The organism is Brevibacillus sp., from assembly GCF_003521185.1.
Taxonomy (GTDB): domain Bacteria; phylum Bacillota; class Bacilli; order Brevibacillales; family Brevibacillaceae; genus Brevibacillus; species Brevibacillus parabrevis.
The window spans coordinates 65,056-89,001 of record NZ_DOTK01000076.1; the positions used below are offsets into that span (position 1 = coordinate 65,056).

Consider the following 23,946-nt stretch of genomic DNA (forward strand, 5'->3'; position numbering starts at 1 on the left):
TCCTCACTTCGTTGCAAACGACATGCGTTCAAACGGCAACTCGTATTGGGTCTGTTTAAAGGAAATGCCTTGCAAAGCTTTGGGAGCGACAATCGTGACGCTGCCGTTCGTCAGTGGAATGAACACCGCTTCCTCATGCACGATATTCAAAATGTCGCGGTAAAGAGACTTGCGTGCTTGCTCCTCTGTCGACACCATGACGTCGTTGATTTTTTTATACAACTCTTCCGCCTGCGCAATGCCGCTTGTCGTGTAGTAGTAGGACGACTTGGAAGTAAAGGCCGCGATCGTGCTTTGCGGATCGTAAGCCAGTCCCCATGTTTGGTTGAAAAGCAAATCGTAGTCGCCACTGGATCTGCGGCTGGCAATAGAAGAGGACTCCTCTCCGATCAAGTCGAGCTGAATCCCGATCCCCTTCAACTGATCCTGCATCCATTCCGCTTCCGTTTTTTGCGCAGAGGAGTTCACATCGTAGTAGAGCTTCATCGCCAGCACCGCTCCGTTTTTCTTGCGCACACCGCCTGCCTGCTCCGCGAGCCACCCTGCCTCCTCCAACAGTTGCTTGGCTTTTTCGGGAGCATACTCGCGCTGCTTCAACTCGACATTGGCATAGTTGACGTTGGAAGAAAAGAGAGTGTCGGCTGGCGGCTCCGTTCCCGCAAAAATTTGTTTGCTGATCAGCTCTCTGTCCATCGCGTACCAGAGCGCTTCACGGACAGCGCGGTCGTGGACGGGACTCTCCTTCTTGCTGCTGTTTGCTGCCAAAAAATTCGTGTTCATCGGCTGGCTGCGGACAATCTGGTATTTTCCCGACTGTTCCAGCTGGTTCATCGCCTCTACGTCGAGATTGTTCGCCCCCCGGTCATCGGTAAAGGCAAAATTGACCTCGCCTTTTTGCAGCGCCAAATACGTTGTTTCCCCCGCCGGAAGCACCTTCGCTGTAATTTTTTTGACAGCTGGCGCACCGCCCCAGTATTGTTCATTCGCTTCGAAGACGGCGGACTGTTCCGCTTTATGCTCGACCAGCCTGTATGGCCCGGTACCGCTGTAACCGTTCAGCCCGTCTTTCGTTTCACCCTCGATAAAATTTTTCGGGGAGACAAACACATACGGGCGCGTCATCGACAACTCCACTAGAGTCGGATAATAAGGCTCGGTCAACACCAGCTCGACAGTATGCTCGTCCACCACGTTGCAGCTTGCGATCTTGGTCGACAGCTTGATCCAGGAATGCTTGGCGGCATTGTGCTGGACCGCCTCGATATTTTTCTTTACAGCGTCTGCGTTGAAGGGCGCTCCGTCGTGAAACGTCACATTTTTTCGCAGATGAAATGTGTAAACCTTGCCGTCTCCAGAAATCTCCCAAGATTCAGCCAACAGCGGCTTGATTCCCGCTTCGGTATTTTCCACCAGCGACTCATACAGCATGCCCTGCGCGAACATGGAGCCTGTATACAGATGAGGGTTCATATCTTTTATATCTTTGGATACAGCCATGACAAGTTCCCGGGCTTGCTTCTCCGGTTCGCTCGGCGCTGCGTTTTCATTTCCGCATCCCGCCAATACCAGCAGCGAAACGATTGCTCCCCATAGCCATCCTGCTTGTGCTTTTTTCATGCTCGATCCTCCTGCGTTTCCTGTTCATTTTGTCTGTCTAGTGATGCACCTTTCCCAGCTCGCGGCAAACCAGCTGCACGTCGCTCTCGAAGCTTTGCACGCGAAACGCCTCTGATAGTGACTCGCCTGCAAGCGCGGCAGCGGCTTCCTCCAGTTTCTTTTCATACGTAGCGATAAGCTTGTCCATCGTCGGGCAAAGAGCGCCCACATACGCGGCAATTCCGCGAATCATTTTGATCCGGTAGTAATCCTCTTTCGGCATGCGCGGCATATCCCAGCTGCCTTCGCTGTTGACGAACATCGTGCGGATCGGAACGGCGGAAAAGTCGAAATACCTGCCGTTTTGATCCGGTTCGGAGTACGGATCGACCAGCAAAGACGTATAGCGGATATACAGCAAATACGCTTGACGGATCGGTTCGAAAAACGGGAAGTTCTCAATGTCACGGCGCGACAGGCTCTCCAGACGCACCGGGTAATTGTCGTCGGTCATAAACTGCAAAAGGTTGACGCCTTTCATGCCGAGCTTTTCTACCACATTCGTGATTTCCTGCCACAGCCCGAGCATATCGAAGATGACGTGCTGCGTGATCGGACCTTCCGGAAACATTTTGTACACGTACTTCGGCACCTTTTCCTCTCCGAAAATGACGCGCAGCGAAAACTCGTTCATGAATAAAGGCGGGTGCACGTACAGCGATATATTTCGCGTCTCGGCCTCAAGCGGGGAATCCTTGGCTTCCAGTGCAATTCCCATGCGCTCGTACAGCTCGCGCAGCCTTTTGACAGAAGCAGAGAGCAGATTGGTAGAGCCGATGAAGACTTTTTTCTTCACTCCTGTCGTCACGACTTCATGCGACGGATCGCCATTCAACCAGCGTGTGTCGCCGAGATACGTAGAAAAGCTGATCACTTCCGCGTCCGATTGCCGCTCCTGCAAATATTGCCGGACCAGGCCGCCGGAGCCGAACGTCGGCGAAATCAGGACAACTCTTCGCACCTGCTGCCATACCGACTCATCCAGTTGCTCCAACACTTCTATGTACGCATCGGCCGTGACAGACAAAACAATCGTGTCCCACTCGCCATAAACCGTCTGATACCCGCAAAACAAGTAATCGAGGACGCATTCCCCAGCCAGTCTGCGGTGCTGCTCATTTTGTACATGGACAATCAGGCGCTGGCCGCTTTCTTTGACTGCCGAAAAGAACGACGCAGAGCGCACCGATTTTCGCCCGACCATTCCCACCTGGCAGTTCCACTCGTTTTTCAGCAAAACAGCCAATTGAACCGCTACCGGACCCGTTCCCAGCAGCAACACTCGTTGCAAGACGTTCATACACAACCTCCCTATTGGATGACTGCCGCTTTGCGATACAAAGCGATGTCAAAAACATGCTCAGGACGCAAGACGGTTTCGACCAGCCTCCACTTTTGCTCGTCGACCGCTTCCATCGGATAGTTGAACAGCGACTTCAAGTGATCGCCATACCGCATGGCGACGACCACGTCTTCCTTTGTCAGCGCGTGCAGCTGATCGAGAATCTCGTATTTATTCGAGACAGTCGAACTGAAGATGATATGGGTCGCCTCCTTCGTCACAGGAAGCTGTTCGACATACGATCTCTCCAGTTGAATCGGCAGACCCGGTCCAAGCCTATCGACTACTTTTTGCCCGAGCTGGATAGCCTCCTCGTCTATATCGATCCCGACGACGGGCGCTCCAGTGCGCTTCGCAATCAATAAAGGCGTCATCGGATAGGAACCGGAGCCGACCAGCAGCACTTTGGAGTTTGCCCCTACCTGAAAGCTCCCAAATTCCTCCTCGATGCACGATTCGATATTTTTGAAGTAGTCCGCTCCTTCTGCTTGCCCGCCAAGCAGCTTCAACGCCCGGTATTTTTCCATGATCGCCACGCAGCGCGACGCCACCTGCCTCACATCCGCTACCAGCCCTTGAAATGGTTCCGGCTCGTTTTGCACCAGCCATTCCCAGGCTTCCTTGTTGCTTTCTGCCGTCACAAAAGCAGAGTATTCATCGATCACAGCGGCAAGCTCGAAGCTGTGCTGGATCGTACCGTCATACACCTTCGCCAATTCGGAAAATCTGTGGCAAAAATCCCGGACACACTCCTGAAACAGTTCTGGTTTGATCACTCCACTCCCACCTTCACCCTCTTCAATTGTTACTCCCTATTTCGATATACGCTTTGCCTTGTGCGACAATGCCGACAGACCCGCCAATTTGCAAACGAACGACTTCCTGCCCTCGCCAGGTGGCATCCACATGGATGGTCCCTCCCGGCTGTCTGATCTCAACAGACGTATCTTTTTGCTGCTTCCAGGCGAGATAGGCACCGACCGAAGCGGTTCCCGATCCGCAGCCGCGCTCCCAAACCAAGCTGTCCAGCTCGGGAACGTAAATGAGCGGCGCAAGCTCGTTTCTGACAGGCTGATACAACAAAATCCCGACCATGCTCCACTCCGACACCGAGCCAAGAAGCTTCGCCAGCGACTCTGCCCTTTTCCGCAAATCCTCGCAAATGACTTCGGCTTCAATCACGACGTGCAAAAAGTCCGGGTATCTGACCATCGCCAGGTTCCATTCGCTGCCCTCGTACGAAATCGTGCGCTGCTCCAAACGCTGCGGCACTGGCATATCAAGCTGGCAGTAGTATTCATCCGCGAGGCGGTTGACCCGGCAATTCACAAGCCCTTCCGCTCCAGATACCCCTAACCGGACTTCTGTCCGCTCATTGGGGCCAAGACCGTTCTCCCAGGCGAGCCAAGCAGCCAGAGCCATGCACGCATTTCCGCAAAATTCACCTCCCGCCATTTGCAAATGAGCACGCGCTCCATCCTGCTGCGCCTGTTCAATAAAGCCGACTTGCTCTGCATGTACGCTGTCGTAGGACATCAGCCTGGACGCAATGCGCGAATACTGCTCCGTCAGATGCTTCGTTTTCACCAGAAGCGTCATGTTTTGCGTGGGATTGAACTTGATAAAATCGACTTCTTGCCTCATGATCCCCACCCTTTACACATATGATTAACGTAAGCATCTTGGGTTGTTTAAATGAAAAACGTAATCATTACGTTTTAATACCGATAACTATATGGTACAATTCTGGTGATTGTCAACGTGTTCCAAATATATTTTTTTGTCGCCATGCTCCGGAGTACCGATATCGAGACAATGGTCAGGAAATCAATCTGTACCCTAGACGGAGGAATGAGAGAGCAATATTTCAAATGTCCCCCTGTGATATAACTAACATGACTTTTCAAACAGGGAGATGAGGACATGAGCAAGTTGAATGGAAAAATCGCTTTGGTAACGGGAGCAAGTCGCGGTATTGGCCGCGGCATCGCACTGCGTCTCGCACAAGATGGCGCGTTGGTCGCCGTACATTATGGCCGCAGACAAAAGGAAGCCGAGGAAGTCGTGCAGGAGATCGAGAAAAACGGCGGTGCGGCCTTTGCCGTCGGTGCCGACTTGCGCACGCTCGCGGGTATTCACGACTTGTTTGCCGCTTTGGATGATGCCTTGATCGCTCGCACCGGAGAGCGTCAGTTTGATATTTTGGTGAACAACGCGGGGATCGGTCAGATTTTGTCTCTGGAAGAAGCGACAGAAGAATCGTTCGATGAAGTCATGAGCATCAATGTAAAAGGTCCGTTTTTTGTCATCCAGCAAGCCTTGTCTCGCCTGAAAGATGGCGGGCGGATCATCAATCTGTCGTCGTTTGTGACGCGCGTAGCTTCGCCAACGGTTTTTGCCTACAGCGTGTCCAAAGGAGCGATGGATACCCTCACGCTCGCGCTGGCGAAACAGCTTGGCAGCCGCCACATCACGGTAAACGCCATTCAACCGGGCATCATCAATACCGAAATGAATGCTGGCACCCTGCAAAACAATCCAGACGGACAAAAATACGCCGCAAGCCTGTCCATTTTCAACAGATGGGGCGAGCCGGAAGACGTGGCAGATATCGCTTCCTTCCTCGCCTCGCCTGACAGTCGGTGGGTAACCGGACAATTGCTTGACGCCAGTGGCGGATCGCGGTTGTAAGGACACTCGACGCAAAAAAGGGCTGTCTCCCAAGTCGATTTTCCGACTGCGAGACGCCCTTTTTTCACAATGCTCCGACTGTTCCGGGCGATTGCTGCGGCTGCCAGGCTGCCGCTTGCCTAAACTTGCCCATTCGCTCCAGCGCCCGCTGCAAATCGTCACGCGAGCTTGCATAGCAGCAGCGAATAAAGCCCTCTCCGCCTGCTCCGAACACACGTCCCGGTACGACTGCCACCTTACCTTCCCCACTCCTGTTTCCGCTCATGCACGGAGCTGGCAATCATTCGATCCAGCAGCTGCGTATAGGTCATGCCTGCTGCCGCTGCGCTTTTTGGAAACAGGCTGTTGGCGGTCATGCCCGGCAGCGTATTCACTTCCAGCACATACGGTGTATCCTGATACAAAATCATGTCGATCCTGGCGTACACTTTGCATTGCATCAACTGATAGCTGGTCAGTGCCGCATGATGTACGCGCTGCTCCACAACAGCGGGAAGCTGAATCACCTTTTCCTCCGCGCCGCCGACCTCGTATTTTGCCTGGTAGTCGAACCACTCCGAATGGGCGGAGCGAATCCCGATAATCGGCAAAACCTCGCCATCCAAGATCGCAACGGTCAGCTCTGTCCCTTTTATATACGGCTCAATCAAAATCGTCTCGCCCAAGCTGCAAGCTCCCTGGACAGCCGCCAACAGCTCCTGCTCGTTTTGCACAAGCTGGACACCGATGCTCGATCCGCCCGTATTCGGCTTCACAATAACCGGGTAACCTAGCTGCGCCACCATCTGCGGGTCATAATCGTTCATTCCTTGCCAGCAAAGACCCGCAGGCGTGTGCACGCCCGCTGCTTTGAGCAGCATTTTGCTCAGTTGTTTATTCATGCACAGACTGCTAGCCAAGACCCCGCTGCCTGTATAGGGAATGCCCAGCGTCTCCAACGCGCCCTGCACCGTGCCGTCCTCCCCATACTCGCCGTGCAGCGCCAACAGAGCGACATCAATTCCTGCCTGCTGAACTTGCCTGATTAAATCCAGCCGCTGATCGATCACGATGGGAACGACCTCGTAGCGACTGCGATCCAACTGTTTGATCATCTCTTGGCCTGTTTGCAGAGAAACCTGACGCTCCGAGGAAACCCCGCCCATAATGACACCAATTTTCATCGTGACACCTCTCCTTTATCGTTATCCTTGCAAAAATTTGCGCGTCTGCTCGCCGATTATGCGAATGCCCCGTTCGATATTTTCATCCGTTACCCGTGAAAAGCCTAACCGCAATGTATGCACGCCTTCGCCTTCAGCAATGAAAAACTTGTCTCCCGGCGTAAAAATAACGCCTTGCTCCGTGCAAGCTGCCAGCAGTTGACGGGTATTAACGCCTGGCGGGAAAGCAAGAAACAAGTGCAGGCCCCCGTCTCCAGACAGCTGCGCTTCCGGAAGGTGCGCTTCACAGCATGCTTTTGTCAGCTCGTATTTGCGCTTGTATTCCGTCCGCGCTTTTTTGACGTACTTATCAAAATTTCCGTTCAGCAAATATTGGTACAAGATCGCTTGATCGATGGTGGATGTATGAATCGTGCGTGCGCGCTTGATGCTTTCCAGCGTGTCGATCAGCGCTCTGTCTCCAAGCACCCAGCCTACTCGCAGGCCAGGGAACAGCACCTTGGAAAAGCTGCCGATGTAGATGACCCCGTTCCCTTTTCCCACTGTGGCAATCAAAGGCGACACATGCGCTCCCGAGTAGCGCAGCTCCTCATTGAACCCATCCTCGATCACCGGAACTTGATAGCGGCTCATGACATTCATGACGGCGCTGCGCTTGGCTGGCGACATGACGATGCCAGTCGGATTGTGATAGGAAGGAATCAGGTAGGCCAAATCGAAATGATTGGCTTTTAGCACTGCCTCCAGCCGCTCCACATCGATGCCGTCACGTTCCAGCGGAATGCCAGTTATCTCGAATCCGTGCAGCTTCAAGTTTTTGATCGCCGTATGATGGGTCGGATTTTCACAAATGGCCGCACCGCGACGCCCGGAAGGCCGCAAAGCGGACAGCACCATGTCAAAGCCTTCTGTAAACCCGCTTGTGATCAACATGTCCTTGCCGCTTATATCCACGCCTTTGTTTTCCATATAGCGCATCAAGTATTCCATCAGCGGCTTGTAGCCTTTGGCATAGCCGTAGTTGAGCAGCACCTGCCCCTCGATCGCCATGCGATCCATAAACGCCCGCTTTACATCCCCCAGATCGAACAAATGCTCATCCGGCGCAATGCTCGTAAACGAGATCGTCCCTTTTTGGGCGCGTATGCCCTGCTTCATCATGTCCAGCTCTACAGCTGCTACCGCATACTCGTTCATTTTCGCCTTCCAATCGACTTGCCAGCTGGCGGGGCCTTCCGTTCCTCCACTATCTGTGGCTGACTGGTCCACTATAGCAGCCACGTAGCTGCCCTTGCCGGGGATTGCATACGCAAAGCCGTCATCCGCCAAGCCTTCATAGGCGGCGATCACTGTATTGCGGCTCACTTTCAAAAGACCGCTCATCTCTCGCGTGGACGGCAGCTTCTGATCCACTTGCAGCGCCCCTTTTATCATCAAACGTTTAAGGTATTCTTTTACTTGGATCACGACCGGCCGGTCATCGACGAGCTTGAAATCCTGGAACATCCTTCATCGCCCCCATCTACAATGATGGCACAGAAGACGCGCGAAAAAAAAGAACCACCGCGATCGATTTTTCATCGTGCGGCGGTTCCTTGCTCGCTTCCCCCATTAGGTGACAAGCTTTGCTTCTTCAACTTTGTTTCAGATCTTTTATATACCATGCATCCATTGCGGAATGCTCAGAGCCAGGTAGCGGCTCAGGTAAAAGGGTAAAGCCAAACTTCTCATACAATCTGCACGCAGCTTTCAGCTCGTGCTGTGTTTCCAGGTAGCATTTTTCATAATGCTCGGCGGCAAATGCCAAAGCTGTTTCCATCAACTGTTTCCCAAACCCCAGACCTTGCGTTTTGGGACTTAAATATAGCTTTTGCAATTCGCAAATTTTCTCGCGCTCGTCAAACGGCGCTATGCCAATCCCGCCAGCAACCTCGCCATTGATTTCAACCACCCAATACTGGCTGTTTTTCAAGCGAGTGTAGTATTGGTGAAGATCGTCAAGCTGCGGATCAAAGTAAGCTGTCCCCGGGATGTCTAGCCCAAGCGATTTTAATGAATCTTGAATGATCTTTTTGATTTGCGCATTGTCTTCTTTGCTTATTTCGCGGATAACCATATGCTTTCTCTCCCTCGAAAGTTGACTCAGTCCACATTTTAAAAGTACAATTATACTAATCTTAAATGTGGACCAAGTCAACTAAAAAAGGAGCCTATATGAATAAGCAAAGCATCTCTGACATTCGGCAATTCAATCGGTTTTATACGAAGATACTGGGCTTATTTAATGATCAAATTTTAGAGACCAATTATACATTAACGGAAGCGCGGGTATTGTTTGAGATCAGCGAGAGAACGGAATGCATCGCCAACAACCTCGTGCAAGAGCTTCGGATCGATAGAAGCTACATGAGTCGAATTTTACGCAAATTTGAGAGAGAAGAACTCATAGAGAAAAAAACTTCACTGACCGATAGCAGAAAAACGTTCCTTTCTTTAACACAAAAAGGGAGAGAGATATTGGATAACATTCACAGCCAGTCAGACGAACAAATCGAGCAACTGTTGGATGGACTGACTGATCGTGACGTGAACGAGATCTGCGAGGCAATGGCACTCATCCAAGAGAAATTGAGCAAAGCAAAAATGAACAGCAAGTAATCCCAGGCTTGGTCTGGAAACGCATGCATCACATGCCTGAACAATAAAAGACGCTGCACCCCTATGAGTACAGGGATGCAGCGTTTTTGTCAGCGTATAGATTTACGTCCCTTTTCCCGCTTTAGCCATAGCGCCTTGCTGCGGAACGGACTTTTTCCATTGCAAGCCAATAATCAGAATCAGCGTTACAACAGCCAGGAAAATACTGCATCCTAACGCCAAGGTGAAGGCGTTTAGCTGCAGGTGCATATCAGCTGCTGCTTGCCCTGAGAGAGCTGCAAAAAATACGGTCCCGATTACGGCGACTCCAAGCGCATTGGCTGTCTGCATGAAAGTGCTCAATATGCCTGACGCCGCTCCTACATATTCCCTTCCGACACCTGACATAATCGTTCCCATCAGCGGAGCGCCAACCAAGCCTTGTCCCAAGCCGATCAGGAAGAATGGCAAAATGAGCTGCTGCCAGTACAGCTCAGCGGCAAAGGCATAACACGCCGCTATGACTGCCGCATAGCCCGCGATCAAGACCGTTGCCCCCACTTTCAGCACATGGGCATTTTTCTTTGCCCACTTCGGCCCAAGCAACGATGCGATAAAAAAGCCAAGCCCGATCGGAGTGAACGCCAGCGCCGAATCCATGGCAGAAAGGGACAAAGCGTCCTGTAGCGTAATGGATACAACGAGAAAAAACCCGCTATTGCCGATTTGATAAGCCAAAATGGTAAGGACACCCAGAGTAAAAGAACGCTCGTGAAAAATCGCTGCAGGAATCAATGGCTTCTCCCCGCGCTCAACCATTCTCTTTTCGTGTATGCGAAACAGGAAGAAAGCAACGAGCGCTCCCGCAAAGCTTGCGAATACCCACAGCGGCCAACCCGCCTCTCTTCCGACAACCAGCGGATAGATCAACAGCAGCAAGCTGCCCGTCAAAATGAAGATGCCGAGCGCGTCAATTTTTTGCTTTCCTGCCGATTTTGTTTCCTTGATCAATGGAATGATGAGCAAAACAGCCAAAATACCAAAAGGAATGTTAATAAAAAACACGGAACTCCAACCGAGCCCTCCGATATCAAAATGGAGCAGTGCGCCACCGATCATTTGTCCCGCGATCAAGCCAAGCCCGCTGACTGCACCGTAAAAACCAATCGCCTTTCCTTTTTCCTCGGGCGGAAAGATCACCTGAATAATAGCCAGCACTTGGGGGATCAAAAGCGCGGCGCCAACCCCTTGAATGACACGTGAAAAAATCAAAAATCCTGCGCTTGTCGAAAATCCACATAAGGCAGAAGCCACGGTAAATATAATCATACCGACAATGAACAGCTTTTTGCGTCCCAGCCAATCCCCCAGACGAGCGCCAGTAATCAGCAACACAGCATAAGAAAGCACATAGGCAGCCACAATGAATTGAATTTGTGTGGTACTCGCGTGTAATTGTTCTTCAATCGTTGGAATCGCTACGTTTACAATAAACGAATCCAACAACACCATAAAAGTCCCAAGCAATAAAACAGCCAGCGCCCACCAGCGCTTTGGATCGATCGCCTTTGCGGTCTCCGGATTAGCCGTGTTCATGCAGAGTCGCACTTCCTTTTCCGTTATTTTAGGGGTATTTTTAAATACTACTATTAGCAGGTCAAAAATAGAGGAATACTGTTTTACAAGTATTCCTTGTACGCATCAATGATCCGCTCATAATGCTTCCCGTACTTCGCTTCCAGCTCTTTGCCAAAATCGCGCTCCACTTGCTCCATGATGAGATCATGGTAAAACGTGTTTTGCAACAACTCAATGAGCGAAGGATGATTTGTTTCCAGAGCGGTGGGCTTGATGCCTTTCCCAAAGCTGCCAAGCAAAGCGGAATGAACATCACACAAAATCGAAAATTTTCGCGTGCGAACCGAGCTCCACTCTTCGCTTCTTTGGTGAATGATCACATTTTTTACGCTCGTGTTGCATTCCCCGATCGAGATCAGCGTAACAGCAACCCCGCGCTTTTCCGCTTCCAGAAGCGGCTCTTCCACCCAGCTCACATCTTCGGACCAAATATCTACGACAATGCTTTTGTCCGCATTCGCAATCAGGCGATGAATGACCGTCTCGATCGTTTTGTCACCTTGCCAACTGTAAAAAGACGGCGGCATAGTGGGGACAGCATTCAATTGCTCCTGAAGCACACGCGTTGTTTGTTCAAATTCCGTTTTCAGCAGACGAACAAGCTGTGCAATCGGGACGGCATCATAGAGCACAGGCTCGCTTTCGATCACCCGGCATATGCCCTTTTCCGTTAAAGAGCGCAGGGCCGCATACACATTCGTGCGGGATACGGATACTTTTTTGGCGACCTCATAACCGGAAATCTTCGGGTCCTCATGAAGCGCCAAATAGCATCTTGCTTCCAGATCGGATAATCCGATTTTTCGCAGCTCATCAATCATGGCTCTACCTCCTTTCTTACCCGTTTGTTTGTAGTGGTGTTCTTAAATACTACTATCGTTTTGCGAAGAAGTCAACTCCCAACTCCCGTTCCAGCATCTGCTGCTATCACGGTAAAGTGGAACGCATTCCTCGCTCCTGCCAGCGGGTTTAGACGACTACTTGTGATCGTCAATCGAGGCAAGGGCATGCTGCAGCGGAATCGGATTAAAATATTCTCTCCACAAACAAATTTGCCCATCGCTTACCTGCACGAGACTGACGTACGATTGGGCATACGCAAACCCGCTTTGCTTCACAGTCCCTTTGCTCTCCATTTCTGCGAAAACAAGCTCGGTCTTCCCATCGCCAACCGGGTACACCCGGATGTTGCTGATTTCCCACGCCGCGTACATTCCGTTCTCTTTTCCAATGAACTGATCAAGCAATTGCAGCAGCTTTTCCTTGCCCTGAATCTGGCCCGCTTGCAGACCGAACGGCATCTCATAGACGATGTCGCTGCTCATCAAGCTCCCCATTCCCTGTATATCCTGGTTAGCCTCCCGTTGAAAAAACTCGCTCACGATTTCCGCTGCTTTCATTCCTGCTCCACTCCTTTTCATTTCTTGGCAAACCTGCCCCCAAAGTATAGCGCCAGCTTTGCCGCAAAATATTGAACAGAATGCGCAAGTTTTTGTGAAAAATCGCGCTCCTTTCAGCGGGACGACGCGTATTTCAACGGGGTCAAGCCCGTCACTTTTTTAAACTGCCTGGTAAAATGGACCTGATCCGCAAAGCCGCTCTGGGCAGCAACCTCCTTTAAACTCATGTGGCCGCAGCGAATGAGCTGCTTGGCCCGTTCCATTCTCAACCGGATCAAATATTGATGCGGTGTCACTCCCGTATGCTGTTTGAACAACCTCACCAACTGTGACAGGCTGATATTGGCAACCACCGCAAGCTCCTTCAAGGAAATGTCCTGTTCCACATTCATGCGCATGTATTCGATTGCGGCCGTCACCTGCTCGTTTGTCGCTGTAGACGATGCCACACTACTTCTGGCGTCTGCGGTATAGTTCCGAAGCAAATGGACTGCCATCGTCGTCGCAAGCGATTGGCTGTACAACTTTCCGCTGGCTCCGCCGTTGAGCACTTCTTCCATCATCCAGCGGGTGAGCACGATCAGCTTTTCGTCCCTGACCAAGGGCTTTTGTTCCAGCTGCCATTTGTCTGTATGCCCAAACCCCGACTCTTCGGCAACCTGGTCGAGAAAAAGCGGATCGATCGCAAGCTTCACAAAAGAGATCGCTCTTGTCCAGCGGCAGGACCACTTCTCGCCCGCTGCTAACAACTGAATATCGCCTGGCGCCAGCTTTTTTTCCGTTCGATTGCCGTGCTGAAAAAACTGCAAGTTCAGCGGCTCCTGTGTGCCATGTATGGCCATGACATGCCTTTTGGCGAGGGAAGCGTCGTACAGGTGGGCAGGCGGTATGTTCTCCCACCGGGAAAGCATGATGTTCGACCACCCCAGATCATCGCTGGACAAAATCGGCTTTGCACCGCTAGATAAAAACTCCTTGATCGCTCCATCCATTGCGCTCACCCTGTCTCCCGAATAGTTTTTTCGTATCAGCCAGTATAGCATACGCCGCTTTTTTCCACAGAGCAGGCGTCACCTGAAAAAGAGCCGCATACGCGACTCTTTTCCTTCACTGTCATAAGCTAATTTGCGGAACTGGCGGCAGTTGGCATCCCGCCTTGCTCAATCACGCGCACAGTCTGGATTTCACCCGTCCCTTTTTGCAAATCGGCTTTTGTAAAGTAGACGAAATACACCTTGCCCTCGATGTCGTTCATCGGCCCGATACCGTCAAAGCTGTTTGGGTACCAGTCAATTTGCACGTCTTTTGATTCGTTGTCGATATATTTGCTGCTAATCCAGTAGCCATGCTGGGGCAGCTCGATCTTCCTCGCTTTGAAAGCTTCCGTTGCCGCTTTGATAAACGGCTCGGCTTGCTCTTTGGACATGGCGGTTGGAAAAACCATTTGGGACTCGGCTTGTTCGTTTTGCTGTTTGGAAGCATCCGCAACCGTCTCTTTCCCCTCAAGCTCTTTCGGTGGTGCAGCTTCCGTCATGACCACATTCATCTTGCCATCCAGCACAGATTGCGCATACGTCGCCACGGAAAAACTGGATGCGACAGCGAGTGTGCCGATTGCGGCAAGGCCGAGCAGCAATCGAGACTTCCTGTTTGTTTTTTTGCTGGTTTCCATACGATTCCCTCCCTGCAAGAAATGAGGCCGAACCTCCGGATGTTCGACACCGTTAGCGTATCACCGGCATGTCATCCTTCCATCTGCGTTCTGTCATCGTTTTGCAAAACTTGTCCGTTCGGCACTCGTATATAGACACTCGTCCCTTTTCCCAAACGGCTGACGATGGAAATACTCCCCCCGTGCGCTTCCGCAATCGCCTTGCAAAGGGACAAGCCTAATCCGTGGCCGCTGTACTTTCGATTCCGGGCAGTATCCAACACAAAAAACGGCTGAAACACATCGCTTACATGTTCCGCCGGAATGCCGCAGCCCTTATCGCTTACACAGAAGACAACAAACTCCCCTTCCGCATAAACACTGAGGAAAATCGTCTCGTGATAACCCGACGCTTTCGAGGCATTTTCCACCAAATTATTCAGCAAAACGTACAGCAGCTCCTCATCCACCAAGGCAATCTCCACGACGGATTTCATCACCAATGACTGCCCTTTGCCCGCAAGCGACAGCTTCGAGATCATGTCGAGGTGCTCCAAAAGCTGAGCGACCCTGACCTGTTCTTTTCGCACCACTCGCCCATTGCCCAGCCGGAACAGATTCAGCAGTTTTTTGGACATGTCATCCAGCCGCTTGCTTTCCGAGTGAATCAGGCGAAGCGCTTTTTGTTTCTCGGCTTGCTCCAGTTCATAGTTTTCCAGCAAACTGGCGTAGCCCATAATCGACGTGAGCGGCGTTTTCAATTCATGGGCAAGGCTGGCAATCAAGGTTTCCCGCTCTTTTACCTCTCTGCGCAGAAGCTCCATGTGGGATTGAACGGCATCGGCCATATGATTGAACTCTAGCGCCAATTGCCCGATTTCGTCCCGGCGAGCCACTGCAATGCGCGGATCGTAGTTTCCCCTGGCGAGTGCTTTTGCTTGCGTACCCAGCTGGGCGAGCGGCCTTAACGCATGACGGATGAGGACATACAAACAGATCGCAAGCAAAATCATTCCCGCTGAAAACCACAGGGCGATTTGTGTAGCGAGAGTCTGCTGACCAGCTACCATGTCGGTCACATCGTTTTCATAGTCGAGACGATAGAGCTGGCCTGCTATGCTCATCCAGCCTGATACAAACAGGACGCTGTGCTCACCCGATTGACGAATCACGAAGCTCCGCCTGCCGTCTTTTGGCGGGTCCAGTTCCATAATCTTTTCATCCGCTGGGGAAAGACTGCTGTACAGCTTTTCTCCATCCAGACTCGTCATCGCGATATAGCTTTTGCCATCTGTATAGTAGCGCCCGTAATTTTGTGCCGCTCTCGTCAACAGCTCTTGCCGCAACCCCGGATTGAACGCCATTTTCTCGATGGAAGCTGCATACATTTTCATCGCACTCGCAAACATCACATGCCTGTCCAGCGAGCGGCTATATTCTCTCTGCATGCTATGCTCACTTGAGACAGCCGTGATTTGATAGCAAAAAAACAAAATAATCACCGCACTCAAGCCGAATGCCAGCAAATAAATCCGTATCCAAAGAGGCATTTGTCCGTCTGTCCGCAACATCACGCCAGCTCCAATCGGTAACCAACTTTGTGCACCGTCTGAATGTAGCTGGACAACCCGAGCTTTGTCCGCAGGTTCAAAATATGCGTATCCACCGTTCGCGTACTTCCATAAAAGTCAAAACCCCACACCTGGCTGAGCAGGCTGTCACGGGAAAAGGCAATGTTCGGGTTTTGCAGCAAAAACGCCAGCAGTTCATACTCTTTCGGCGTCAAAGTAATAAGCTCGTTCGCTTTGTACACTTTGCGCCCAATACAATCTACTTTCACGTCGCCAATCAGCAGCATCTCTTCTGTCTCTTGAACCCGCCTTCTCAGCGCAACTTCCACTCTTGCCAATACTTCCAACAGTTCAAACGGCTTTGCAATATAATCCTCAGCCCCCAGCCGCAATCCATGCACCTTGTCCAACACACTCGCTTTGGCAGTCACAAAAATAACGGGTACGTGCTTCTCTTTGCAAATGTCCAGCAACTGGTATCCATCCAGTCCCGGCAGCATGATATCCAGCAATGCCAAATCGTAGCCGCCATCTCCCAACAGCTGCTTCGCGATGTGTCCATCCCCTGCGATTTTGCAGTGATAGCCGGAAGCAGTTAACGCCAGCTGAAGCAGCTCGGCGATAGACGGATCATCCTCTGCAAGCAAAATGGAATAAGCCATACGTTCCTCCCCCATTTTTTCCTTCATTCATTATGGCAGCAGCTTCGTATTTTCTTGTCAAAGAAATGTAAAAACCTATCCTTTTTTCGTTCATAGCGAGTGAAGATATTTTTACAATTTGAACGTGCAGGAGAGATACAGTAAAATCAATATATCTTTAGGCTGCAAAAGGTGGTTTTGGAACATGGAAGATGCTTTGCAAACGTGGATGGCTCTCGATCAGTTGTACGTAACCCTCAATCAGCAATTGGAAAAATTCCTTAAATCCAACTACGATTTAACCGTCAGTGAGTTTATGGTCATCACTGTGCTCAACGACGACACTGGCGCGGGACTTACCATCGACCAACTGAGCAAAATGGTCAATCTGAGCCACAGCGCGGTTTCCCGTCTTGTCAGTCGCCTGGAAACTTGCCATACTGTGGAACGCCGTTTAAATGAAACCGATCGCCGCAGCTCATTGGTTCGCCTCTCCGACCAGGGAAGAGCCGATTATCAAGGAATCTTGCCGGACATCACCGCTATTATCCGTAATGGGATGAACAAGAAAAACATCTCGATCACGATTTCATGAACATGCTGCTTTTTCATGAGCGTTGACGAACAAAAAGCAACTTGTTATATTATATGTGCGTGCGCACGCAAATAAAAAAGCAGCTTGTATCTTGCTTTTCTACAAGGAGAATAAACCAATGAACAGTCGCCCTCTATCCTATACCGCTCCCCGTCCTTTCCAAATCTCGGTCGATCAGCAAATCATCGATGATTTGTCCGATCGGCTCAAACAGACACGCTGGCCCGACCGAATCGAACATACAGGATGGAGCTACGGCACTGACGATGTCGTCTTGCGCGATCTCGTCGCCTATTGGAGCGATGGCTTTGACTGGCGCAAACAGGAGCAAGCCTTGAATGAGCTGCCGCACTATACGACAACGATTGACGGTATCGAGATCCACTTCATCCACCTCCGCGGAAAAAGTCCTTCGGCCAAGCCGCTCCTGATGCTCCACGGCTGGCCCAGCTCGTTTGTGCAAATGGCGGAGATTGCCCCGCTCCTGGCTGATCCGGCCGCTTATGGCGGACAGGCAGATCAAGATTTTGATGTCATCATCCCTTCCTTGCCTGGCTACGGCTTCTCTGGTCGGCCAAGTCAATCCGGCATGGATATCGCCTACATGGCTGACATTTTCTCCACTCTGATGACGAAGGTGTTGGGCTACGAGCGCTATATCGGGAGAGGCAGCGACATGGGACAAGGTGTGCTCATGCACCTCGCTCACAAATATCCAGAGCAGCTCATCGGCCTGCACTTCTCGGGTACGAATCTCCTCGTCGCGGAGGTTCCTGACGATATCACGCCAGCCGAGGCAGAATTTATCGCCAACTCCGCCGCCTGGATGAAATCGGAGTGGGCGTACGCATTGCTGCAAGCGACGAAGCCGCAAACGGTTGCCGTGTCCTTGAACGACTCTCCGGCAGGTCTGGCTTCCTGGGTTTTGGAAAAATTCCATGCCTGGACAGACCGCCCCGATGATTTCGTCAACCGCTATGGACGGGATCGGCTTTTGACGAATTTGACAGTGTATTGGGTGACCCAGACGATCGCTTCCTCGATCCGGTTGTATGCAGAGTGTACGCGCAGCAACAGCTTCCATCTGGATGTAAAAGTCCCTACTTGCATGCTGATGGCCGGCTCCGACATGTTTTTAATGCCACGCGAATGGGCGGCCCGCAGCACGAATATCGCACGCTGGGTCCAGCTTGATTGCGGAGGGCATTTCCTGGAATGGGAAGAGCCAACGCTGGTCGCCGAAGATTTGCGCGCAGCTTATTTTCAATAACCCCCGCCTCCACGCTCGTGCTTGAAATAGACCGTCAAACCTCAAGAACCTGCAACAGCAAAAAAACGCTGTTACAGGTTTTTTGACGTGTCTACCCCGCCTTCCAAAAAGCCAGCTCCCTCTATCTTATCTCCAAAATGTCTCGAATCCCCTCCTCCGTAAGCTTCCACGATTGATTTTCCCCCGGTTGAATAACCTCTTGAAAAAGCTTTTGTTTACTGGTTTGCAACTCATGTATTCTCTCTTCAATCGTTCCTTGCGCGATCAGCTTGATGACTTGAACGTCTTTCTTTTGCCCCAAGCGATACGCGCGATCGGCTGCCTGCTGTTCCACAGCCGGATTCCACCAGAGGTCGTACAGGATAACCGTGTCTGCCCCTGTGAGATTCAAGCCTGTCCCTCCCGCTTTTAGCGAAATGAGAAACACTTCCCTCTCTCCCTTGTTAAACCGATCGCAAAGCTGTACCCGCTCCTTGGCGGCTGTATTACCGTCCAGGTAGAAGTGGCTGCATTCCTTGTGACTCAATTCCTTGCTAATGATCGCAAGCATCTCCGTGAATTGCGAAAAGATGAGCATTCTCTTGCCTTGCTGCCGATACTCCACCACCAGTTTGCCGAGCTGCGCAAGCTTCGCCGAGCCTCCTGCATACCCTTCCAAAAACAAACCCGGATGACAGCAAAGCTGGCGCAACCTCGTCAAGCCAGCCAAGATTTTCATCTGATTTTCCTGAAAAGTATCCTTGCCGACATGCTTCAGGGAAACATGCTTGAGCCTCGCCAAGTAAGCGGCGTACAGCTTTTTTTGTTCAGGCAGCAAGTCGGAGGTCAGTATGGTTTCCATTTTGCTTGGCAGCTCTCTGAGCACTTCTGCCTTCATCCGGCGAAGCATGAACGGCGCGATCAGCTGTGCTATTTTTTCGCGCGAAAGCTCATGAAAAACTTGGCGATCCGGCATTAACCCCGGAAAAACAACGTGGAAAATCGCCCAGACATCCTCGATGTTATTTTCAATCGGCGTGCCTGTCAGCGCAAAGCGATTGGCGGCCTGGAGTTTTTGGAGCGCCTTTGCCGTCAGCGAATCGGCGTTTTTAAAAGCTTGTGCCTCATCGAGAAACAGCGTATGAAACACCCTTTTTTGATAGAAATGACTGTCCATTCGCAATAACGGATACGACGTGATGAAAACGTCTGTCTCACTGGCCCGCTCCAGCGCCGCTTTTCTTTCTTGATGAAGACCATCCACAACCGTAACACGTACTTCCGGTGTGAACCTGGCAAACTCGTGCAGCCAATTGTACATAAGCGAGGAAGGCGCTACGACCAGAACTGGTTTGCCCTGCGCCCTGATCTCCGATAGCTCTGCGGCGATGAAGGCCAAGCTTTGCAGCGTTTTCCCCAGCCCCATATCATCCGCAAGAATCCCGCCGCAGTTATTTTGGGCTAAACGCTTCAACCATTGGAACCCCTCTTGTTGATAGCTTTTCAAAATGGGCGCAAGCTGCGGGGGAAGGGGAAAGTCGGACTTCCCCGGGTTTTTCAGTTCCTCCACCCACTGTTGAAAAGAGCTTCCTTTCGTCAGGATACTCTCTGGTGTCTGTGCCATTTGCTGTAGACCAAAAACAAACGGGACACGAATTTTGCCCTCCACGACCTGCGCTTTGCCCCTGTTCAGCTGTTCAAGCAACATGCCCACATCTGCAAACTGCTTTGCCTCCAAAGACAGCAAGCGGCCATCCCGCAGTCGGTAAAACTTCCTTTTTTCACTCAAGCTCAGCAATACTTCGCGAATCTCTACTTCCGGAACTCCCCGCATATCAAACTGAAAGATGAGCCAATCGGTGCGCTCGTCGACCTCCACCCTGACGGTTGGCCGCGTATCTGCTTTACATATGCGGTCCCGCACCGCTGTTGTGGCATGGATTTCTACATGCGATTGCAGCTGCGAAACCATATGGACCAAAAAATGGTACTCCTCTTCATCGTTGCTCCAATAATAGCCGCTCTCCGTTCGCGTGCCGAGGCTCTCTTTCATTAGCCGAAGAATTTCCTGCTCCTTCTCTCCCAGTTGGCTGAGGCGTGCTTCGGTTGGGATGTCGTCATGCATGGCTTCCAATGGATTCATGACGATCGCATCATAGTGAAACTCCAAACCCGCCAGCAGCCTGTTTTTGATTCTGTCCAGGAACAGCTTGCCTTTGAAACGAGTATTTGCTTTTCCTTTTGCCAGGTCGTCGATGCCTAAATCCCCTGCCAAGCTGCGTGCCGGCGTAGGTTCCGGGTGCTCGATCCTTTTTGCAGCTGATAATGGCGAAGGAGTCTGGCGCGGAGAAACTTGCTGGGTAGGTAAGCCATTGACCTGTATATCGTGCAAGCAGAGGAGAACAGCCGCAACGTGCTGGCAGCTTTTGTGGTAAGAAGAGAGTCTCGGGCAGGTGCACTCCGCGTAGATGTATCCGTTATTGTCCTTTTTAATCGTGACGTCGAACAGCGCTCCGCTATTTACAGTCGCCCGGAAAATCGACTGGCCGGGATGGTAATGGATGAGCTTTACCCGCTTTTCTGCAAAGTACCTCTTCCCTTTTTTAAACGAGATATCGCCGCATATTTGTTTGATTTTTTGCTGATTGAGAAAGTAGTTCATGGGGTGGCTCCTTATAGAATCCGTGTTTGATTTTATTTGCGTGCGCATGCATATATAAAATATCAATTTTGAGGGGGAGTGGCAACTTTTTTGTTATCGAGAGAGCCACCCCCTCTGCTGCCAGTTCGGTTTATTTTCGCGTAGAAAGTCGGAAAAGCGTTAGCTGTGTAGGCTAACGAGGCTAACGCTCTCCGCTTTCGTATAAATGGCAGGCTACACAATGGTTGGGAGCTGCTTCTTGTTTAACGGGAGTCAGCTCTTTGCAAACTGCCTTCACAAACAGACATCTGGTTTGAAAAACGCAGCCTGATGGCAGATTCAAGGGAGACGGGATTTCGCCGCGAAGGATTACCCGCTCTCTTCTTCGGGTTAGGAATCGGCACAGCTAATCCCCCCAAAATAACTTCATTGACAACGTTTTCACTGAATAATAGAATATATTTAATGACAAGTTAACTTTGATGGAGACTCGGAGACTCATACTTTCTGGCACTTTCATTTTTGAAAGCGCCATTAAAGTATGGGTTTTTTTGCGTGTATCGTCATCTTTGTTAGAAATTACTTTAGGGGAGGAATACGATGCTCAAACTGTTTAGGCCAGCACCGCCTATTGACAGATTGCCTGACGAACAAATTGATTCTGAGTATAAAAAGCTCAGGCTTCAGGTGTTTTTAGGAATCTTCATTGGTTATGCGGCGTACTATCTCATCCGCAAAAACTTCTCGCTCGCCATGCCTTATTTGATTGAAGAAGGATTTACAAAATCAGAGCTTGGTTTTGCCTTATCTGCCATTTCGATTTCCTACGGGATCAGCAAGTTTGTAATGGCCATTTTTTCAGACCGAAGCAACCCGCGAATGTTCTTACCCGCCGGTTTGATTCTTTCTGCACTTATCAGTTTGCTGATGGGCGTTGTCCCTTACTTCACCTCATCCGTCACGATTATGTTTGTAATGCTATTCCTGAACGGTTGGTTCCAGGGAATGGGCTGGCCTCCATCTGGACGTGTCCTCGTACACTGGTTTAGTGTAAGTGAAAGAGGAGGCAAAACAGCGATTTGGAATGTTGCCCATAACGTTGGCGGAGGCTTGATGGCCCCCCTTGCTGTTGCAGGTGCAGCGATGTTCACCGGGCTTTCGGGTAATATCGGTTCCGGGTATGAAGGCGTATTTATCCTGCCTGCTCTGGTTGCCATTGTCTTTGCATTCATTACGTATTTCTTAATTCGCGATACTCCGCAGTCAGTCGGCCTGCCGCCTATCGAAGAATATCGCAATGACTATCCAACCAAGACGAAGAAAACGTTTGAAACAGAATTTTCCACAAAAGAAATCCTTTTCAAATATGTGTTGAACAACAAATGGGTTTGGGCCATCGCAGTTGCAACATCTTCGTCTATTTCGTCCGTTACGGCGTTCTGGACTGGGCGCCAACCTATTTGAGCGAGGAAAAAGGCTTTGATATGAACAAGTCGAGCGTTGCTTACTTCCTATACGAATGGGCAGGCATTCCGGGAACGCTCCTGTGCGGCTGGCTGTCCGATAAATTGTTCAAGGGCCGCCGTGGACCCGCAGGGTTTGTCTTTATGCTCGGCGTATTGATCGCTGTTCTGGTCTACTGGTTCAACCCAGCTGGAAATTCCTTAGTCGATATGATTTGCCTGATCGCGATCGGGTTCCTGATTTACGGTCCAGTCATGCTGATTGGTTTGCAAGCCCTTGATTTTGTTCCGAAAAAGGCCGCTGGAACCGCGGCAGGGCTGACGGGTCTGTTTGGTTACCTTGGCGGTACGGTCTCCGCAAATGCATTGATGGGGGTTATCGTTGACGCCTCCGGCTGGGATGCAGGGTTTATGTTGCTGACAGCTTCGTGCGTAGTGGCTGCGCTTGTTTTTGCGCTGACGTGGAATGTGCGGGGACAGGAAGTCGTTAAAAATCATTAAAATAGCAAAAAGAAGGATGAAAATCGTTGTGATTTTTATCCTTCTTTTTCATGTGATGAATAATCAGTCTTCGCCGGATTTCTTCCTGGTATTCAACTCACCAGATGACTAGCCCTTCTACATAGTCCAAATAGAGAGCAATCTTACATCATGGTTAATAGATCAGTGACTGCTGCAGCATTCTCATGGCTTCTCCGGTTGCACCCATCCCCCCATAGCGTCGGGAAACAATATACCTTCGTGTTCGGTGAAAACCTTTTCGTCCCCCGCCGAATTTCTTTTGCTTCTCCGTAGAAGCGCTCATCAACGAACAAAATTATTTTTCATTCTGAAGAATCTTTCTGTATTCAACACCGTGAATATGTACAAGTATTTTTCGCTTTTCTAATGCCTCAAAAAAACTCAACATATCACCAAACGGGTTTGCAAAATATTGAATTAAGTGTTTAAAATCCTCAGTTGTTTTCAAGAAGTCATAAAAAAAGTAAGGATCAACATTTCCAATATCGTCTTTATTCCCGAGGGAAACTTCCAATTTTTGTCCGGTATCTAAGTTTTCAAACATGCAATGCTCTCCATGAACATCAAAGTACCAATTACCGCTTAAATGTTCTTCACCGTTTAGTAATTCCGCATTTGAAATTAAGTAGTAACTTCCTTTTATTATCTCTGATTTTTCAGGCTGGTTTGTTTCCAATATTAATTTATCCATGAGTTCTTGCGCAATTTCTTTATAAGCGTCCATTGCTGCCAACAATTCATCTACCGTTTCTTTGGTTAGCGTGTTCATACATTACCGCCTTTTGTGCTATTTATATTTTTCAGATAAAGTTTTCCTTTAATCGTTTCTTACCAACTCCCCCTGCGAATATGCTTCCTAGCAATTTCGCAGAACGTTCAGTTATTCAGGACGTACAAAAGATATATCCAACCTGCTCCGCACCTTTGCCAAAAATTCTGCCAGTCCCAAAGTCTGCAAGCTTGCATTGCGAGCTTAGTGTTACAACTTTATCATCCAGTCTATTCCTTTATTCATCTGTCTAAAACTGGATTATCACTGCACAAGCACAACAGCCCTTTTTATAAGACGGATTGTCAAGCCAAGTG

The 23,946-nt window shown here is 50.4% G+C and carries 19 protein-coding genes and 4 pseudogenes; 5 read left to right on the forward strand and 18 right to left on the reverse strand.

Going from position 1 to position 23,946, the window contains the following annotated elements; translation table 11 throughout:
• Positions 1–3: 3 nt before the first annotated feature.
• From cntA to DEP07_RS22305, 4 genes are read right to left on the reverse strand one after another with little or no spacing between them, the layout of a single operon-like run.
• The gene (cntA, locus tag DEP07_RS22290) at positions 4–1,617 is read right to left on the reverse strand and encodes a staphylopine-dependent metal ABC transporter substrate-binding lipoprotein (protein WP_217023374.1); all 1,614 of its coding nucleotides are present in this window, start codon (positions 1,615–1,617) and stop codon (positions 4–6) included.
• A gap of 37 nt (positions 1,618–1,654) precedes the next feature.
• Complete coding sequence (locus DEP07_RS22295) at positions 1,655–2,956, reverse strand: opine metallophore biosynthesis dehydrogenase (RefSeq protein ID WP_173597903.1); 1,302 nt, start codon at positions 2,954–2,956, stop codon at positions 1,655–1,657.
• Between the two features lie 11 nt (positions 2,957–2,967).
• Complete coding sequence (locus tag DEP07_RS22300) at positions 2,968–3,774, reverse strand: methyltransferase domain-containing protein (RefSeq protein WP_287103023.1); 807 nt, start codon at positions 3,772–3,774, stop codon at positions 2,968–2,970.
• Positions 3,775–3,796: 22 nt separating this feature from the next.
• Positions 3,797–4,642 (reverse strand): diaminopimelate epimerase, encoded by an 846-nt coding sequence (locus tag DEP07_RS22305; RefSeq protein WP_242773125.1) that lies wholly within the window; start codon positions 4,640–4,642, stop codon positions 3,797–3,799.
• Between the two features lie 279 nt (positions 4,643–4,921).
• Here DEP07_RS22305 and DEP07_RS22310 point away from each other — a divergent pair, with 279 nt between their 5' ends.
• The gene (locus DEP07_RS22310; RefSeq protein WP_122962161.1) at positions 4,922–5,689 is read left to right on the forward strand and encodes an SDR family oxidoreductase; all 768 of its coding nucleotides are present in this window, start codon (positions 4,922–4,924) and stop codon (positions 5,687–5,689) included.
• A gap of 64 nt (positions 5,690–5,753) precedes the next feature.
• Here DEP07_RS22310 and DEP07_RS22315 read toward each other — a convergent pair.
• From DEP07_RS22315 to DEP07_RS22330, 4 genes and pseudogenes are all read right to left on the reverse strand, one after another.
• Positions 5,754–5,933 (reverse strand): annotated as a pseudogene (locus DEP07_RS22315) (hypothetical protein); the annotation flags it as partial.
• Complete coding sequence (locus DEP07_RS22320) at positions 5,926–6,852, reverse strand: D-alanine--D-alanine ligase (RefSeq protein ID WP_217023360.1); 927 nt, start codon at positions 6,850–6,852, stop codon at positions 5,926–5,928. The pseudogene DEP07_RS22315 and the gene DEP07_RS22320, both read right to left, overlap by 8 nt.
• 21 nt (positions 6,853–6,873) lie before the next feature.
• Positions 6,874–8,358, reverse strand: coding sequence for an aminotransferase-like domain-containing protein (locus DEP07_RS22325; RefSeq protein ID WP_280649286.1), 1,485 nt, complete (start codon positions 8,356–8,358; stop codon positions 6,874–6,876).
• Positions 8,359–8,485: 127 nt separating this feature from the next.
• The gene (locus DEP07_RS22330; protein ID WP_122962158.1) at positions 8,486–8,968 is read right to left on the reverse strand and encodes a GNAT family N-acetyltransferase; all 483 of its coding nucleotides are present in this window, start codon (positions 8,966–8,968) and stop codon (positions 8,486–8,488) included.
• Between the two features lie 98 nt (positions 8,969–9,066).
• Here DEP07_RS22330 and DEP07_RS22335 point away from each other — a divergent pair, with 98 nt between their 5' ends.
• A complete protein-coding gene (locus DEP07_RS22335) occupies positions 9,067–9,510 on the forward strand; it encodes a MarR family winged helix-turn-helix transcriptional regulator (protein WP_122962157.1) in 444 nt (147 codons plus the stop codon).
• A gap of 102 nt (positions 9,511–9,612) precedes the next feature.
• Here the strand turns inward: DEP07_RS22335 and DEP07_RS22340 are convergent, their stop codons facing one another.
• The 7 genes from DEP07_RS22340 to DEP07_RS22370 form a co-directional block, all read right to left on the reverse strand.
• Positions 9,613–11,085 (reverse strand): MFS transporter, encoded by a 1,473-nt coding sequence (locus DEP07_RS22340; protein WP_242773142.1) that lies wholly within the window; start codon positions 11,083–11,085, stop codon positions 9,613–9,615.
• 83 nt (positions 11,086–11,168) lie between these two features.
• A complete protein-coding gene (locus tag DEP07_RS22345; RefSeq protein ID WP_287103024.1) occupies positions 11,169–11,948 on the reverse strand; it encodes a TrmB family transcriptional regulator in 780 nt (259 codons plus the stop codon).
• Between the two features lie 156 nt (positions 11,949–12,104).
• Complete coding sequence (locus DEP07_RS22350) at positions 12,105–12,527, reverse strand: nuclear transport factor 2 family protein (protein ID WP_173597896.1); 423 nt, start codon at positions 12,525–12,527, stop codon at positions 12,105–12,107.
• A gap of 113 nt (positions 12,528–12,640) precedes the next feature.
• Entirely contained in the window at positions 12,641–13,519 is an 879-nt protein-coding gene (locus DEP07_RS22355; RefSeq protein ID WP_287103029.1) for a helix-turn-helix domain-containing protein, read from the reverse strand.
• Positions 13,520–13,647: 128 nt separating this feature from the next.
• Complete coding sequence (locus DEP07_RS22360; protein WP_281868854.1) at positions 13,648–14,199, reverse strand: hypothetical protein; 552 nt, start codon at positions 14,197–14,199, stop codon at positions 13,648–13,650.
• A gap of 71 nt (positions 14,200–14,270) precedes the next feature.
• Positions 14,271–15,749 carry a sensor histidine kinase gene (locus tag DEP07_RS22365; protein ID WP_281868853.1) on the reverse strand — a complete coding sequence of 493 codons (1,479 nt, stop codon included), beginning with the start codon at positions 15,747–15,749 and terminating at the stop codon, positions 14,271–14,273.
• The gene (locus DEP07_RS22370) at positions 15,749–16,411 is read right to left on the reverse strand and encodes a response regulator transcription factor (RefSeq protein ID WP_173597892.1); all 663 of its coding nucleotides are present in this window, start codon (positions 16,409–16,411) and stop codon (positions 15,749–15,751) included. The genes DEP07_RS22365 and DEP07_RS22370 overlap by 1 nt, the downstream gene beginning before the upstream one ends.
• Before the next feature lie 184 nt (positions 16,412–16,595).
• Between DEP07_RS22370 and DEP07_RS22375 the strand changes: the two genes are divergently transcribed.
• A complete protein-coding gene (locus DEP07_RS22375) occupies positions 16,596–16,985 on the forward strand; it encodes a MarR family winged helix-turn-helix transcriptional regulator (RefSeq protein WP_122962149.1) in 390 nt (129 codons plus the stop codon).
• 118 nt (positions 16,986–17,103) lie between these two features.
• Positions 17,104–18,255: an epoxide hydrolase family protein gene (locus DEP07_RS22380; RefSeq protein ID WP_287103025.1), complete on the forward strand. Its 1,152-nt coding sequence runs from the start codon at positions 17,104–17,106 to the stop codon at positions 18,253–18,255.
• 121 nt (positions 18,256–18,376) lie between these two features.
• Here DEP07_RS22380 and DEP07_RS22385 read toward each other — a convergent pair.
• Together DEP07_RS22385 and DEP07_RS22390 are read right to left on the reverse strand one after the other, a co-directional pair.
• Positions 18,377–20,452: pseudogene (locus tag DEP07_RS22385) on the reverse strand (DEAD/DEAH box helicase); the annotation flags it as partial.
• A gap of 625 nt (positions 20,453–21,077) precedes the next feature.
• Positions 21,078–21,260: pseudogene (locus tag DEP07_RS22390) on the reverse strand (oligopeptide/dipeptide ABC transporter ATP-binding protein); the annotation flags it as partial.
• A 215-nt stretch (positions 21,261–21,475) separates the two neighbouring features.
• Here DEP07_RS22390 and glpT point away from each other — a divergent pair.
• Positions 21,476–22,839 (forward strand): annotated as a pseudogene (gene glpT, locus DEP07_RS22395) (glycerol-3-phosphate transporter).
• Positions 22,840–23,155: 316 nt separating this feature from the next.
• Here the strand turns inward: glpT and DEP07_RS22400 are convergent.
• Entirely contained in the window at positions 23,156–23,629 is a 474-nt protein-coding gene (locus DEP07_RS22400; RefSeq protein WP_287103027.1) for a DUF6896 domain-containing protein, read from the reverse strand.
• Positions 23,630–23,946: the final 317 nt, after the last annotated feature.